We start from the raw sequence: 13,647 nt of genomic DNA on the forward strand, positions 1-13,647 counted from the left end.
GTCTTTCGTATGGCGAGTCAGGCCGAGGCCGCCGCGAACTTGGCGAACATGTCGTCGAAGGTCAGGCGCGTGTCGATCGTCGTATAGACTCGCATGGGGCGGCCGGACGGATTGTTCTGGTAGCGGCCGTCGGCATCGAGGCGCGGCGTCGGGCGCTCGACGTAGGCCGAGCTGGCGCTGTCGGGCTCGAAAGGCGTCTGCAGCGCGGTCAGGGTCACCAGCGGGCTGTCGCCCAGGATATAGGTTTCGCCGAGCGTCGGGAGCAATGATTTGACGCGCGAGACCTGGGCCAGCAGGAAGTCGCCCAGCGCCCCGGTCGGTTTCAGCCGGGTCTTCAGCTCGGCGTCGCTGACGATCATCTGGCGGTAGACATTGCGCGGGACCTGCCAGATGGGGACGCGGGCGTCGTTGAACACGGTCTGCGCGGCGGCCAAATCGATGGTCAGGTTGTATTCGCGGTCATGGCGTTCGGGTACGCCGGACAGGAGGTCGCGGTATTCCATGCCACCGATCCAGGCGAGGGTCAGGCGGTCGGAGATGCGCGGCTCGAGCCGAAGCGCCTGGGCCAGCTCGGTCAGGCCGGCGCCCGCGCAATAGAACAGCGGTAATTTGGTGTCGTCGCGCATGGCTTCGGCGACGATACGGCGGGCTGCGGGTGTCGCTTCGGGTGCTGTGCCCGGTTCCGGTGCGGAATTGCGTCCGGCGATGACGTCGGGGCGGCGGGTGCCGGGCAGGGTCGCCATCAGCGCCTGCACGCGCTCGACCGCATTGTCGGCCTGGGTCGTCGAGCCGTCGAGGAAGTCGTGGACGTGGATGTGCGAGCCGACGATGAACGGTATTTCGACCGACGGCGACAGCAGGTGGTGCGCGAGCTGGAACAGGCCGTCGGGATCACCGGAAAAGTCGTTGTCGAGGATGACGCGCTGGCGCGGACGGGTTTCGCCGCGGGCCGTCCCGGCCAGCAGCAGGGCGGCCAGGCTGCCGGCAAGTGCCGAACGGCGGGAGGGCAGGGTGCGCATGATGTCTTCCTTCTACACCTTGCCCCAGCCGGGCAGGAAGCTGGCCTGGACGATCCAGTCCGCCAGCTGGTCTTCATCGAACAGGTCCTGTTCGCGCGTGTCCAGCGCCTGATTGGGCTTTTTCGCCATCTCGACCGGCGGCGGGGGATCGAGGTGCACGCCGTCGAAGAAGTTCAGCTTGATGTGCGCCTTGAAGGGCGCCATCGCCATGATCCAGCCGCCGCCAGACTTGCCGTAGAAGGCGACGTGCCATTTGATCGCCTTTTGCACCTCGGGGAAGGTCTCGGTGACGATACGGTCGACAAGGCGCGCGCGGTCCTGTTTCCAGCCGGCGGGCAGGAGATCGATCCACGCCTGGACGGCGGCATCGCCGTCGGATTTCGGCACGGCATAGTGGGCGGGCCTGGGTGTCTTGCCGGGGGCTTTCATGCGGATCTCCTTGCGCCTCCCTGTCGCCAGGCGATGGAGAGGGCGATCGCGAGCGAAGCGCGTGGTGGTGGGGTTCCTGCTCGCTTTAAAACACAGGTGCGGGAAAGTAAGCAAGAAACCCCACCACCACATCTCACCGCTTCGCGGCTCGTGCGGTCCCCCTTGCTTCGCACGGGGAGGTGCAAGACGGAAGTGGTGATGGAAATTCGCGCTTGCCAATCCATAGTCGTTAAGCTATACGTTAATTCATAGCCAAATGGGTATGAATTGCGATGCCTGAAACACACGATGCCATTTTCCGCTCGCTGGCCGATCCGACGCGAAGGGCGATTTTCGAACGCCTGTGCCGTGACGGCGAGACGACCGTGGGCGTCCTCACCGCCGGGGCAGGGGTGTCGCAGCCCGTCGTGTCCAAGCACCTGTCCGTGCTGAAACAGGCGGGGCTGGTGGCGGACAGGCACGAAGGCCGCAACACGCACTATTCCGCCCGGCCGGCGGCGCTGACGCCGCTGACCGAATGGGCGAAGACCATGACGGGCTTCTGGGAAGCGCGTTTCGACGACCTGGGTAACTTGCTGAACAGGATGGACCAATGACCGATACCGTATCCGTGGTGGTGGAGCGCGAATTCCCGCATCCGCCGGAAAAGCTGTGGCGCGCGCTGACCCAGCCGCACCTGATGGCCGAATGGCTGATGAAGAACGACTTCGCGCCCAAGGTCGGGCACAAATTCCACCTCAGTGGCGACTGGGGCGGGGTGCTGGACTGCGAGGTCCTTGAGGTCGATCCGGTCGAGACCCTGGCCTACAGCTGGGATTTTCCCAATGACGACCCGCAGTTCAACCTGAAGAGCGTCGTAACCTTTACGCTGACGCCGACGGGGGCGGGCACGCATCTGCGCATGGAGCAGGCGGGCTTCCGGCCCGAACAAGGCCGGGCGTCGGGCGGGGCGCGGTTCGGCTGGCAGCAGATGCTGGGCAAGCTGGACGAGGTTTTGAACCGGGAAGCGGTTTGAGTTTCATGGGGCTGATGACGGGGCGTGTTGAGACTGTGGTTTGCCCCTTCCGTCTCCCCTTCGCTCACGCTTCGGGGCGCCACCTTCCCCGTAAACAGGGAAGGAATTAGGTACTTAAACTCCCTTTCTTCCCGCGAGAACGGGCAGGTGGCCGGGTCGGCGTCAAGCCGATCCAGGCGGAAGGGGCAAACACAATCAGAGGAGACATCTTATGAACAAAGGCATTCGCACCTTTCACCGCTGGGCGGGGTTCGTCCTCAGCGTGGCGGTCATTATCAATATCGTGGCGCTGGTCATGAAGGTGCAGTCGTTCGCGATCGGGCTGCTAGCGCTGATCCCGCTGCTGGCCATGATGGGCACGGGGCTGTACATGTTCGCCGAGCCCTATATCATCAAGGGCAAACGGACGGAGGCCGCCGAGTAATGGATTGCAAGCCCCACCCCTCGGTCGATGCGTTCCTGGAAGAGCAGGACCGCTGGCGGCCGGAATTCGAAGCCCTGCGTGAGATCATCCTGCCGTCCGGCCTGGACGAGGACGTGAAGTGGGGCAAGCCGACCTATTCGCTGGACGGGCAGAACGTCGTGCTGATGCACGGTTTCAAGGACTATGCAGCGCTTCTGTTCATGAAGGGCGCGCTGATGAAGGACGAGGAAAAGGTCCTGATCCAGCAGACCGAAAACGTGCAGTCGGCGCGCCAGATCCGCTTCACCAGCGTCGACGAGATCAGGCGCATGGACAACATGCTCAAGGCCTATGTCGACGAGGCCATCCAGATCGAAAAGTCCGGCGCCAAGGTCGTCAAGAAGACGACGGCCGACTTCGCCGTGGCCGAGGAGTTCCAGGCGCGGCTGGACGGCGACGCCGCTTTGAAGGCAGCGTTCGAAAAGCTGACGCCCGGCCGGCAGCGCGGTTATCTGCTGTTCTTTTCCGGGGCCAAGCAGGCCAAGACGCGCGAGGCCCGCATCGACAAGTGCGCGCCGCAGATCATGGCCGGCAAGGGGCTGGACGACTAGGGTCTATTTGCGGGCCTTGATCTCGGCTTCGAGGGCGGCGACCAGCGCCTTGCCATTGTCCGTCAGATAGGGTGCAAAGTCATCGAACGGAATGACCGCGTCGTTTTCGGTGCAAGGATCATAGAGGCTGGATGTGGCGGGCATGGTGAACGCCATGCCTTTGGGCGTAAGGCGTACATCCCAGGCGGTGTCGTCCATTTCGTCCACGGCCTTCGGGCAGTCGTCGCCCGTTTTCGGATAGGCGGCCAGGACGACCGCCCTTAGCCGCGGCGTAAAGGTCACGGCGGTGTACTCGGTTTTGGCGCCCTTGTCGCTGACGGTCCGGATTACGGCGGCCTGGTTGAAGTCGTCGTAGAGGTCTATGGCCGTGCCCGTGCGCAAATCCCAGGTCTGGTGGGTCACGCCGTAATTGGGGTGGATGCCGCCGCAGGCGTCTCCTTCGGTAATGACTTCGACCATGAAGCTTTTCGTCAGCATCTCGGGGCGCGATTCCGAACCCTGGCCGCCGTCCCAGTGTCCCTGGGCCATTTCGGTCATGGAGCACTGAAAATAGTCGGCATGCTGCGGATCCGTCGGGACGACCTTGTAAAGCTCGGCATTGACGCGGCGGATGGCGGGTGTGTCGCCGGCCAGCTGGAAGGTCTCAATGGTCCAGTCCGGGAATTGCTTGCCGATATCGACGGTCATCCTGGTATAGGCGATGCCGTCGAGCGTGGCCGGTCCGGTTTTCACCACGGGTTTGGTGAAGCGTGGCAGGCTGAAAGCGAGGGAACCGCAGGGTTCGCCGTCGCTGTCCTTTTCAACGGGCACCGCGGTCAAGGCGATGGGGAGGGACTTGCCCTTGTCCGTCCAGACGCCATCCAGATGCCCGTTTTTGATCGCGGTGATGTGCCAGACGGGCCCCTTCGCGGACGGGTTCGCATCGTCGGTGCGCTCGGTCCAGGTGATCATGTCCTTGCCGGCGGCATGGGCGGGTGGATCGAGGCTGATGACCTGCAGGTGGCGCAGGTAATAATAGCCGCCGAAACTGTCGTCGTCGCCGTGCTGGAGACAGACCTGGACGGCGGAGTTTCCCACCGTTCCGCGCCACACGCCCTGCCAGGGCAGCGCGCCCGGATCGGCGGCGGCGGTCTTGGCCATCTGGCAGCCGAGCAAGGGTAAGGCGAGGGCGAGGATCGCCCTGAGGTTTGCGCGCATGGTCATTCCCCCCTTTGCCGCGACTCTATTTCCGCCCCTTGATCTCGGCCGCGAAGGCCGCGACCAGGGTCTTGCCGGCTGGTGTCAGGTAGGGCTGAAGTTTCGCGAACGGAATGACGGCGTCGTCGGTACAGGCCATCGCCACATGCGGCAGGAGGGGCGTGAACGCCATGCCGGCCTTTGTCAGGCGCATCGACCAGAAGTCGGCCGAATCCAGCGCCTCCTTGCAATCCGGGTCGGGCGTCGGAAAGTCGTGAAGGATCATGGCTTTGAAGGGCGCGGTATAGGCCGTTTCGACGTACTGGTTCTTTGTGCCCTTGCCGTGGACCGTCCGCGTCAGCGCCGCCGGGGTCAGCATCGTGTCGAGATCGATCCTGGTTCCCTTGCTCAGGTCCCAGGTGGAATAGGTTGTGCCGCTGTCCGGATGCGCGCCGCCGCAGTACTCGTCTTCCGAATAGGATTCGACCATGAAGCCGGGCGTCAGGGTTTCCGGGGTGATGGTCGTGGACAGGTTGCCATCCATGCCGTTCTGGGCAAGCGCGCCCTGGACGCATGCAAAATAGCCGGCGTGCCCGGCGTCCGTCGGAACGTCCTTGTAGAGTTCGGCATTGATGCGCCGGATGGCCGGGGTTGTGCCGGCCAGCTGGAAGGTCTCGAAGCCGGAATCGGGGAACTGCTTGCCGATATCGACCAGGATGCGCGAATAGGCGATGCCGTCGACCCTGGCGGGCTTGATCGTCACGACGGGCTTGGTGAAGCGCGGCAGGGTAAAGGCGTCGGAGCCGCACGGCTGGCCTGCGTCGTCGTCCTTTTTCAACGGCACGGCCGTCAACGCGATGGGCAGGGACTTGCCCTTCTCCGTCCAGGTTCCGGTGAGGTGCCCGCCCTGGACCGATGCGATGTGCCACAGCGGGCCGTCGGCGGCCTTGTCCGAATTGGCGGCTTCGCTCATGACAAGGCCCGGGCCGGTCTTGCCGTCAAGCGTGCCGAGCGTGATGATCGTCAGGTGACGCATATAGTAATAGGCGCCGAAGTCCTCGTAGTCGGTGTGCTGGAAGCAGGCCTGGACGGGAATGTCGCCGATCGTGCCGCGCCAGACGCCGTGGGCGGCCTTGATGTCGGGTGTGGCGGCATGGGCCGCCGTGCCGCCGAACGCCGTAAGCGTCAGGGCCAGGAAAACAGGTGCGCGCATAAGGAAAAATCCCCCGGTCGGAAGCAGGCGCACATCGCATCCGATGCGTCCCGCGTTAGAGCCCCTGCGCGGACACTAGCCCCGCCGTCGGGCGCGGGCAAGGGGGCGAATCCGCCGGACGGGTATTGACCGCCAGTTGCGCGGCAAAGGCGCGCTGGTAGGCGGGGCGGGCTTCGCCGCGCGCCACATAGGCGGCCAGTTTCGGGAGGGTGGCGAGGAAGCCTGACGGCTTCAGCCTGAGCAGGACCGACACCATGATCAGGTCGCCGGCGCTGAAGGCGCCGTCCAGCCATTCGGCGTCGCCGAGCCGGGCGGTCAGCTGGTCGAGACGGTTGCGGATGCGTGCCTCGACCAGGGGCAGGCGGTCGTCGCGCCACGGCTTGTCGCCCTCGACGATCTTGGTGGTCACCAGCTCGAGGATCGGCGGCTCCACGGTGCTGAGGGCGGCGAAGATCCAGGTGATGGCGCGGGCGCGCGCATCGGCGTCGGCCGGCAGCAGGCCGGGATGGCGTTCGGCGATATGGAAGACGATCGAGCCGGTTTCGAACAGGGTGAGGCCGTCCTCCTCATAGGTCGGGATCTGGCCGAAGGGATTGCGCGCCAGGTGTTCGGGCTGCTTCATCTCGGCCCACGGCACCAGGCGGACCTCGTAGGGCTGGCCGACCTCTTCAAGCGCCCACCGGACGCGCGTATCGCGCGCAAGGCCCTTGCCGCCGTCGGGCGAACGGTCGAAGGCGGTAATGGTGACGGTCATGAGAGGCTCCTGGCGAAATCGGGTGCGGGGAACTCATGCCCCGGTGGTGGACCCGATTCAGGCAGTAGTGCTGGTAAGATGGCAATCACATTTTTTGACCGGCGGAGGCGTGATTATATATTGCGAATGGTTCGCAATTGGACTATCCAGTCCCCGAATACGGAGCCCGAAAGCCGTGAAGGGACGCGAATTGACCTTGGAAGAGATGCTGGCCGATCCGATCGTGGCGCAACTGATGGCGCGCGACGGCGTTGCGCCCGACGTGGTGCGCGACCTGATGCGCCGGGTCTGGCGGCGCCGCGGTGGAGGCGCGGCATGAACGGGCTTGCTGATACGGTGCTGGGCGCCGGTGTCGAGCGCCTGTGGCAAGCGGCCGGTGTGGCGGCGGCCTTTGTCGCCGTGTGTGTGGCCTCGGCGCTTTCGGGCCGTCCGAAGACGCAGGAGGGCGCCGCCGTGCTGGTGCTGTTCGCGTCGCAGACCGGTCAGGCCGAGGAGATCGCGAAGAACGCCCATGCCCGGCTGGTGGCCGGCGGGCTGGCGGCGCGGGTGGCGGCGCTCGGCACGGTCACCCCCGAACAGTTGCGGGTGGCCGAGCGTATCCTGTGCGTCGTATCGACGACCGGCGACGGCGAAGCGCCTGACAACGGGGCGCGCTTCGAAGCGGTGATGGACGGAACGCTCGACCTGGCCGGCAAGAGCTTTGCCGTGCTGGCCCTGGGCGACCGGAACTATGAACGGTTCTGCGGTTTCGGGCGGCGGGTGTTCGACTGGTTCCGGCGCTGCGGCGCGGTGGCGCTGACGCCTTGTCTTGAGGCCGACGATCTCGATGCGGCGGTGCTGGCGCAATGGCAGGCCGGCTTGACGCAGTGGGGCGCGGGGGCTGTCGCGGCGTCGGCGGCGTTTCCGAAATGGAAGCTTGTCGAACGCAAGCGATTGAATCCGCGCGGCAGCGGGGCGATCTGGCGCATCGGCTTCGTTCCGGACGGCGATAGGCTGATGTGGCGCGCCGGGGACCTGGCCGAGATCGAGACGCTGGATGGCCATCGCCGCGACTACTCGATCGCCTCCCTGCCGTCCGAAGGGCAACTGAACCTGCTGGTGCGCGAAGTGCGCACGGCCGATGGCGCGTATGGCAAGGGTTCGGGGCTGTTGATCCGTGGGCTGGAGCCCGGCGGGACGATCGGGCTTAGGGTGAAGACGCACGACGGTTTCCATGCGGCGGAAGGCAAGGGGCCGGTATTGCTGGTGGGGGCGGGGTCCGGGCTGGCGGGGTTGCGGCCGCATATCCTTGAGGCGCTGGCCGCCGGGCGAAGCGTCCGGGTGGTCTATGGCGAGCGCCATCCGGTGAATGACGCGGGCTTGTGCGAAGAGCTTGTCCGCTGGCGGGACGAGGGCAGGATCGCGCTCGACCTGGCGTTTTCGCGGCCGGACGACGGGCAGGGGCGCTATGTCCAGGCTGTGGTCGGGGCGGATGTGGCGGCGTGGCTGGGGGATGATGGCGCGGTGATGGTGTGCGGCGGGCTGGACATGGGCAAGGGCGTTGAAGCGGCCTTGCGGTCTGTTTGTGGTGGGGCGTGGGTGGATCAGGCGTTCGCCGACGGGCGGTACAGGCGGGATTTGTATTAGATTGCACCTCCCCGTCGCGCAGCGATGGGGAGGGGGACCGCACGAGCGAACCCTTGTGAAACAAGGGTGAGAGAGATGTGGTGGTGGGGTTTCTTGCTTTCTTTGAAAGGCCGCTGCCCGAAAAAGTAAGCAAGAATCCCCTCCACCATCCTTCGCTAGCGCTACGGGCGGTCCCCCTCCCCATGCTTCGCACGGGGAGATGCAGCTATTTCAAATCGTACCGGTCGAGCTCCATCACCTTGGTCCAGGCTTTGGCGAAGTCGTTGGCGAATTTCTGGCCGGAATCCGACTGGGCGTAGACCTCGGCGATGGCGCGCAACTGGGCGTGCGAACCGAAGATCAGGTCGACACGCGTGGCGGTCCATTTCGGCGCTTTGGTTTTGCGGTCATGGCCTCCATAGGCGTTGTCGCCGGTCGCCTTCCATTCGGTGCCCATGTCGAGCAGGTTGACGAAGAAGTCGGTGGTCAACACGCCGGGCCTTGAGGTGAAGGCTCCGTCACCCGGTGCGCCGAGCACGCGCAGGCCGCCCACCAGCACCGTCATTTCCGGCGCCGTCAGGCGCAGCAGTTGCGCCTTGTCGATCAACGCTTCTTCGGGCTTGAAGACGGAGCGCCCGGAGTAATAGTTGCGGAAGCCGTCGGCGCGGGGTTCGAGCGGCGCGAAGGAATGTGCGTCGGTCTGGGCGTCCGTCGCGTCGGTGCGGCCGGGGGTAAAGCCGACGGTGACTGCGAAGCCAGCGTCCCTGGCGGCCTTTTCAACGGCTGCCGTCCCGCCCAGCACGATCAGGTCGGCCAGGGAGACCGGTTTTCCGAAGGCTTTGCGGACCTCTTCAAGTTTCGACAGCACGGTTTGCAGCTCAGCAGGCTGGTTGACCGCCCAGTCCTTTTGAGGGCTGAGGCGGATGCGCGCACCGTTGGCGCCGCCGCGCTTGTCCGAGCCGCGGAAGGTAGAGGCCGACGCCCAGGCGGTCGCGACCAGTTGCGATACCGTCAGGCCTGAATCGAGGACGGCGGCTTTCAGCGCCGCGATGTCGCCTGCGTCGATCGTGGCGACGGCGGCTGGCAAGCGGTCTTGCCAGATCAGCTCTTCTTTCGGCACCAGCGGTCCGAGGTAGCGCTGGATCGGGCCCATGTCGCGGTGCGTCAGCTTGAACCAGGCGAGGGCAAAGGCGTCGGCGAACTGATCGGGGTTTTCCAGGAAGCGGCGCGATATCTTTTCGTATTCGGGGTCGAAGCGCAGGGCCAGGTCCGAAGTCAGCATGGTCGGCAGCTTCTTTTTCGAAGCGTCGAACGCGTCGGGGATATCTGCCGTGGCATTCTTGGCCTGCCATTGCTGGGCGCCGGCCGGGCTTTTGGTCAGCTCCCATTCGAAACCGAACAGGTTCTCGAAGAAATGGTTCGACCATCTTGTAGGTGTCTGGCTCCAAGTGACTTCCGGGCCGCCGGTGATGGCGTCCGCGCCGAAACCGGTGCCGTGCGTGCTTTTCCAGCCCAGGCCCTGGTCCTCGATGGCGCTGGCTTCGGGTTCGGCGCCGACGAAGGACGGGTCGCCCGCGCCGTGCGTCTTGCCGAAGGTGTGGCCGCCGGCGATCAGGGCAACGGTTTCCTCGTCGTTCATCGCCATGCGGGCGAAGGTGTCGCGGATGTCGCGCGCCGACAGCTTCGGATCGGGGACGCCGTTCGGGCCTTCCGGATTGACGTAGATCAGGCCCATCTGGACGGCGCCCAGGGTCTCATGCAACTGGCGTTCGCCGCTGTAGCGTTCGTCGCCCAGCCACGAGCCTTCCGGGCCCCAGTAGAGTTCTTCCGGCTCCCAGGTGTCGGCGCGGCCGCCGGCGAAACCGAACGTCTTGAAGCCCATGGATTCGAGCGCGACATTGCCCGACAGAACGTAGAGGTCGGCCCAGGACAGGGCGTTGCCGTATTTCTGCTTGATCGGCCACAGCAGGCGGCGGGCCTTGTCGAGATTGGCGTTGTCGGGCCAGGAGTTGAGCGGAGCGAAGCGCTGCTGGCCGCCGCCCGCGCCGCCGCGTCCGTCAGAAATGCGGTACGTGCCGGCGCTGTGCCAGGCCAGGCGGATGAACAGACCGCCATAGTGGCCGAAGTCGGCCGGCCACCAGTCCTGGCTGTCGGTCATCAGGGCGGTCAGGTCTTTGATCACCGCGTCGAGATCGAGGGTTTTGAAGGCCCTGGCGTAGTTGAAATCCGCGCCCAGCGGATCGGACAGTTTCGAATTGGCGTGGAGCCGGGAAATGTCGAGCTGGTCGGGCCACCAGTCACGGTTCGCCGGGCCGCGCGCGGCGCCGTGCGGGAAGGGGCATTTGCCGGCTTTGGGGGTGTTGTCGTCCATGGCTTCGGTCCTCGTGAATCTGGGAGTACGCGGGCAATATCGGCGCGGACGGCACATAAGGGAAATCGATTTGTCTTTTAAATTTCGAAAGAGAAATTTATGCGGCGCCGCCGCGCAGGGATTGTTTAATCGTGTCGCAAACGGACGGGAATGCGAAAGTCGCGCGCTCCCGAAAAGGTGTGGGGAGCGTGATGGAATCCCGCGGCCCTAGCTCAAAAACCGTAGTCTCTCGATTTCGACCGCACTTTCGACGACCGCCCATATGCGGGTCGTGATCTGCCGCAGTACCGCAAGGTCTTCTTGTTCCGCTTGATCATCGGGGACGAATTCGTCCAAAACCGCCGTCAAGCGACAGTACCATTCACGAAGCCTGACGCGTAATTGGTCGGGATTTTCCACGTCGTGGAAATACACGTCGTCGCGCGAATATACATAGGCGCAGTTACCATACTTAACGATGTTGTAGACTGGCCCGGCCAGTGCGTCTTTCCATATTTGCAGGTCGATCCAGTAGTCCCGGCCACGTTCGCTTTTCCAACGACGGGTCGTATGAGGAAAAACAAAGGCCGCGTCGAAGTCTGCCTTGAGTGTGCCTGATATATTGGCGCTCATTCCAGGGTACCGATTTCGCCACTTAAATTTGCAGCAGTGCCTTGAGCTTTGCCTGGACGTCCGCCAGGACATCGGGTGTGACCTTGCCTTTGTGAGTGGCCGAGCGTGCCCGCCAGTCGAGGTTCTTGATCTGGTCGGCGAGCACGGCGCTTGGCGGATTATCGGAGACGACGACTTCGAACGCGTACCCCTTGATCCGCGAGGTCATGGGGCAGCACAGCATCATGCCGCGCAACCCATTGTATTTTGCTGGGGACAGCACTAGCGCAGGGCGATGGCCGGCCTGTTCGTGCCCGGCCTGAGGGTCGAATTGCAGCCAGACGATATCGCCGGTGTCGGGAATCCAGGCGGCCACTACCAGGCCTCGCGGCCGACAGGCGGGCCGAAATCGACATCGTCCGGGAATGTATCGGGCGTCATGTTCGCGAGTAGATCGTCCAGGTCGTACGAAGGTGCGGTGACCGGTTCGATAATTATCCGTCCGCCTTCTTCGCGAACCTCGACGGATTGGTCGAGTTGTACTGACGCCGCCGCCATGACAGAGGCCGGAATTCTGACCGAGGCGCTATTGCCCCATTTCTTGATCTGGACGCGCATGACGTGACCTCCGTAGTGGCAGCAAGTCTACGCCTATCTCATTGTGTGTCAACATATGTATCGACATTGGGCTTCACGTCTTGCAGGTGAAGCTTTCGGCCCGCTCGATATCGCCCGAGCCGTTATAACGCGCGACCAGCGGGTAGGGGCAGAGCGGCCGGGTGCGGCCGGGCCACGGCGTGTTCGCAGGAGCCGTCGCGAGGATAGTGTCCGGCGCGCTGTCGTGCTCTACCCAGGCGACGAGGGCAGAAAACGCGTCGTATTGGCTGGTGGCGAGGCCACCGCCGCAATGGCACATGCCGGGAACCGGGAAGAGGCGGACGAAGGTGGAGGCATCCGTGAAGCGTTTGGTGACATCGTCGTACCAGGCTTCGGTGTCCTTCAGCGAAAAGACCGGGTCGGATTCGCCGTGGACGACGATCATCTTCGCGCCGTGGGCGTGAAGGGCGGCGAGATCGGAAGACCGGGCCGATATGTCTTCCCACGACGAGTGGGTGAAGGGCGCTGCTGTTGTGTAGATCCGCGGGGCGTCGCGGTCGAAGTCGAAAGCCAACTGGTAGTCGAGCAGGGATTGCGGGTCTCCGCCGAGCACTACGGGCGGCGTCATGAAGACGGACGCCAGGGCCGGGCCTCCGAGGAAGACGTTGAGCGCCGGGACGCGGCCGTCGGGCGTGCCGGTCTTCCACATGGCCCAGTCGGGCGCGGCGATACCTGAGGGCCACGCCCAGTCGGAATACAATACCTTGCCTTTGCTGTCGCGCGGGCCGTGGACGACGCGGGTCAGCGCCGTGACCTGCGTGGCCGACAGGCAGGTGTCGGTCTTGTCGCCCGCGCAGGTTTTCGCCGTCAGTTGCGGCAGGACGCGGGCGTCGGTGCAGCGCGCGGCGTCGGCGGCAATGCCGTCCTTCAGGCCATCAAGATCGTCACAGGCGTCGAGGATGGCGGTGCGCGTCAGCGCGAAATCGGCCGCGCTGAACACTTTTGAAAGGCCAGTGAATGGCGCCTGTCCGGTGTCGGTCCGGGCCAGGGCGGCGAAGCTTTGCGTGTCCCAGGCTTCGGCGATCGCGGCGCGCGGCAGGGAGAAGCCGGGCGCGGTGACCAGAATGCCGTCGAATGTGTCGGGGTAGCGCTGGGCGAAGGCCATGCCTTCCTGTCCGCCTTTCGAGCAGCCGACATAGTAGCTGCGCGTCGGCCCCTTGCCGTAATAGGTGCGGATGATGGTTTTCGCCGCGTCGGCGGTGATCTTGAGCGCGGCGTGGCCGTAGTTTTCTCGCGCGACCGGATCGAAGCCGAAGGCGGCCGGGCCGTTGTGCGCCGGATCGGAATTGGTCGCGTTGCTGTGGCCGGAATCGCCGCTGACGACGGCAAAACCTTGGGCCACGGCGCTCAGGCCGGCGGCATTGACCGGGCCGGTCGCATTGCCGACGTCGCCGTCGAGACCGCCGCCGCCTTCGAAGACGAAGCGGGCGGCCCAGGCGTCCGGCAGACGCAGGTGGAAGCGGATGGCGTAGTGCTGGCCGTTCAGGCCGTCGCGTTCCTGCGCTACGCCGACGATCTCGCAATGGGCGGGCAGGGCGTCCGTTGCGGGGTGGTAATCCGCCGAGGCAATGCGGGTGGACGGTCCCGGGAAGGCGATGGCGGCGTGGGCCAGGGCTTCGCAGGCGGTTTGCCCTGGCGTGGCTGCGTGGGCCAGCGATGCGGAGAAGAGGCAGAGCAAGGCGCCCGAGGCTGCGTATCCTGCCGCTGTTGATCGCTTCATGACTCTCTCCCCCGAAGTCTTCGTTACCACTCGTAAAACGCGCCGTCGCACGAAACCCTTACCTCTTTGCCATAGCATGTTTC

Annotated in this window: 16 protein-coding genes; 6 read left to right on the top strand and 10 right to left on the bottom strand. The window is 64.8% G+C overall.

Going from position 1 to position 13,647, the window contains the following annotated elements; genetic code table 11:
* Positions 1–17: 17 nt before the first annotated feature.
* Together AB8717_RS09795 and AB8717_RS09800 are read right to left on the bottom strand one after the other, a co-directional pair.
* On the bottom strand, positions 18–1,019 hold the full coding sequence (locus AB8717_RS09795) for a nucleoside hydrolase (protein WP_443747147.1): 1,002 nt from the start codon (positions 1,017–1,019) through the stop codon (positions 18–20).
* A gap of 12 nt (positions 1,020–1,031) precedes the next feature.
* Complete coding sequence (locus tag AB8717_RS09800) at positions 1,032–1,448, bottom strand: DUF1801 domain-containing protein (protein ID WP_443747148.1); 417 nt, start codon at positions 1,446–1,448, stop codon at positions 1,032–1,034.
* Positions 1,449–1,720: 272 nt separating this feature from the next.
* Between AB8717_RS09800 and AB8717_RS09805 the strand changes: the two genes are divergently transcribed.
* The 4 genes from AB8717_RS09805 (at position 1,721) to AB8717_RS09820 (ending at position 3,477) form a co-directional block, all read left to right on the top strand.
* Entirely contained in the window at positions 1,721–2,044 is a 324-nt protein-coding gene (locus AB8717_RS09805) for an ArsR/SmtB family transcription factor (protein WP_443747149.1), read from the top strand.
* On the top strand, positions 2,041–2,463 hold the full coding sequence (locus AB8717_RS09810) for an SRPBCC family protein (RefSeq protein WP_443747150.1): 423 nt from the start codon (positions 2,041–2,043) through the stop codon (positions 2,461–2,463). The genes AB8717_RS09805 and AB8717_RS09810 overlap by 4 nt, the downstream gene beginning before the upstream one ends.
* A gap of 211 nt (positions 2,464–2,674) precedes the next feature.
* Entirely contained in the window at positions 2,675–2,887 is a 213-nt protein-coding gene (locus tag AB8717_RS09815) for a hypothetical protein (protein ID WP_443747151.1), read from the top strand.
* A complete protein-coding gene (locus AB8717_RS09820) occupies positions 2,887–3,477 on the top strand; it encodes a YdeI/OmpD-associated family protein (protein ID WP_443747152.1) in 591 nt (196 codons plus the stop codon). The genes AB8717_RS09815 and AB8717_RS09820 overlap by 1 nt, the downstream gene beginning before the upstream one ends.
* A 3-nt stretch (positions 3,478–3,480) precedes the next feature.
* Here the strand turns inward: AB8717_RS09820 and AB8717_RS09825 are convergent, their stop codons facing one another.
* From AB8717_RS09825 to AB8717_RS09835, 3 genes are read right to left on the bottom strand one after another with little or no spacing between them, the layout of a single operon-like run.
* Positions 3,481–4,680, bottom strand: a complete 1,200-nt coding sequence (locus tag AB8717_RS09825; RefSeq protein WP_443747153.1) for a hypothetical protein — start codon at positions 4,678–4,680, stop codon at positions 3,481–3,483.
* Between the two features lie 19 nt (positions 4,681–4,699).
* Entirely contained in the window at positions 4,700–5,866 is a 1,167-nt protein-coding gene (locus tag AB8717_RS09830; protein ID WP_443747154.1) for a hypothetical protein, read from the bottom strand.
* A 55-nt stretch (positions 5,867–5,921) separates the two neighbouring features.
* The gene (locus tag AB8717_RS09835) at positions 5,922–6,620 is read right to left on the bottom strand and encodes a glutathione S-transferase family protein (protein ID WP_443747155.1); all 699 of its coding nucleotides are present in this window, start codon (positions 6,618–6,620) and stop codon (positions 5,922–5,924) included.
* Positions 6,621–6,795: 175 nt separating this feature from the next.
* Here AB8717_RS09835 and AB8717_RS09840 point away from each other — a divergent pair, with 175 nt between their 5' ends.
* Together AB8717_RS09840 and AB8717_RS09845 are read left to right on the top strand one after the other, a co-directional pair.
* The gene (locus tag AB8717_RS09840; protein WP_443747156.1) at positions 6,796–6,939 is read left to right on the top strand and encodes a hypothetical protein; all 144 of its coding nucleotides are present in this window, start codon (positions 6,796–6,798) and stop codon (positions 6,937–6,939) included.
* The gene (locus AB8717_RS09845; protein WP_443747157.1) at positions 6,936–8,246 is read left to right on the top strand and encodes an NADPH cytochrome P450 oxidoreductase family protein; all 1,311 of its coding nucleotides are present in this window, start codon (positions 6,936–6,938) and stop codon (positions 8,244–8,246) included. The genes AB8717_RS09840 and AB8717_RS09845 overlap by 4 nt, the downstream gene beginning before the upstream one ends.
* A gap of 205 nt (positions 8,247–8,451) precedes the next feature.
* Here AB8717_RS09845 and katG read toward each other — a convergent pair whose 3' ends face one another.
* The 5 genes from katG to AB8717_RS09870 form a co-directional block, all read right to left on the bottom strand.
* Positions 8,452–10,596: a catalase/peroxidase HPI gene (gene katG, locus AB8717_RS09850; protein WP_443747158.1), complete on the bottom strand. Its 2,145-nt coding sequence runs from the start codon at positions 10,594–10,596 to the stop codon at positions 8,452–8,454.
* A 207-nt stretch (positions 10,597–10,803) separates the two neighbouring features.
* On the bottom strand, positions 10,804–11,208 hold the full coding sequence (locus AB8717_RS09855; protein ID WP_443747159.1) for a hypothetical protein: 405 nt from the start codon (positions 11,206–11,208) through the stop codon (positions 10,804–10,806).
* A 22-nt stretch (positions 11,209–11,230) separates the two neighbouring features.
* Positions 11,231–11,563 carry an endoribonuclease MazF gene (gene mazF / locus AB8717_RS09860; protein WP_443747160.1) on the bottom strand — a complete coding sequence of 111 codons (333 nt, stop codon included), beginning with the start codon at positions 11,561–11,563 and terminating at the stop codon, positions 11,231–11,233.
* On the bottom strand, positions 11,563–11,805 hold the full coding sequence (locus AB8717_RS09865) for an AbrB/MazE/SpoVT family DNA-binding domain-containing protein (protein WP_443747161.1): 243 nt from the start codon (positions 11,803–11,805) through the stop codon (positions 11,563–11,565). Before AB8717_RS09865 ends, mazF begins: the two co-directional genes overlap by 1 nt.
* A gap of 73 nt (positions 11,806–11,878) precedes the next feature.
* On the bottom strand, positions 11,879–13,564 hold the full coding sequence (locus tag AB8717_RS09870; RefSeq protein ID WP_443747162.1) for a tannase/feruloyl esterase family alpha/beta hydrolase: 1,686 nt from the start codon (positions 13,562–13,564) through the stop codon (positions 11,879–11,881).
* Between the last annotated feature and the right edge of the window lie 83 nt (positions 13,565–13,647).

This window comes from Asticcacaulis solisilvae, assembly GCF_052327315.1.
Lineage (GTDB): Bacteria > Pseudomonadota > Alphaproteobacteria > Caulobacterales > Caulobacteraceae > Asticcacaulis > Asticcacaulis solisilvae_B.

Bases quoted from the DNA above. Each gene is read 5' to 3' on its own strand.
- AB8717_RS09795 (WP_443747147.1), bottom strand. From the start codon at position 1,019: ATGCGCACCCTGCCCTCCCGCCGTTCGGCACTTGCCGGCAGCCTGGCC.
- AB8717_RS09800 (WP_443747148.1), bottom strand. From the start codon at position 1,448: ATGAAAGCCCCCGGCAAGACACCCAGGCCCGCCCACTATGCCGTGCCG.
- AB8717_RS09805 (WP_443747149.1), top strand. From the start codon at position 1,721: ATGCCTGAAACACACGATGCCATTTTCCGCTCGCTGGCCGATCCGACG.
- AB8717_RS09810 (WP_443747150.1), top strand. From the start codon at position 2,041: ATGACCGATACCGTATCCGTGGTGGTGGAGCGCGAATTCCCGCATCCG.
- AB8717_RS09815 (WP_443747151.1), top strand. From the start codon at position 2,675: ATGAACAAAGGCATTCGCACCTTTCACCGCTGGGCGGGGTTCGTCCTC.
- AB8717_RS09820 (WP_443747152.1), top strand. From the start codon at position 2,887: ATGGATTGCAAGCCCCACCCCTCGGTCGATGCGTTCCTGGAAGAGCAG.
- AB8717_RS09825 (WP_443747153.1), bottom strand. From the start codon at position 4,680: ATGACCATGCGCGCAAACCTCAGGGCGATCCTCGCCCTCGCCTTACCC.
- AB8717_RS09830 (WP_443747154.1), bottom strand. From the start codon at position 5,866: ATGCGCGCACCTGTTTTCCTGGCCCTGACGCTTACGGCGTTCGGCGGC.
- AB8717_RS09835 (WP_443747155.1), bottom strand. From the start codon at position 6,620: ATGACCGTCACCATTACCGCCTTCGACCGTTCGCCCGACGGCGGCAAG.
- AB8717_RS09845 (WP_443747157.1), top strand. From the start codon at position 6,936: ATGAACGGGCTTGCTGATACGGTGCTGGGCGCCGGTGTCGAGCGCCTG.
- katG (WP_443747158.1), bottom strand. From the start codon at position 10,596: ATGGACGACAACACCCCCAAAGCCGGCAAATGCCCCTTCCCGCACGGC.
- AB8717_RS09855 (WP_443747159.1), bottom strand. From the start codon at position 11,208: ATGAGCGCCAATATATCAGGCACACTCAAGGCAGACTTCGACGCGGCC.
- AB8717_RS09865 (WP_443747161.1), bottom strand. From the start codon at position 11,805: ATGCGCGTCCAGATCAAGAAATGGGGCAATAGCGCCTCGGTCAGAATT.
- AB8717_RS09870 (WP_443747162.1), bottom strand. From the start codon at position 13,564: ATGAAGCGATCAACAGCGGCAGGATACGCAGCCTCGGGCGCCTTGCTC.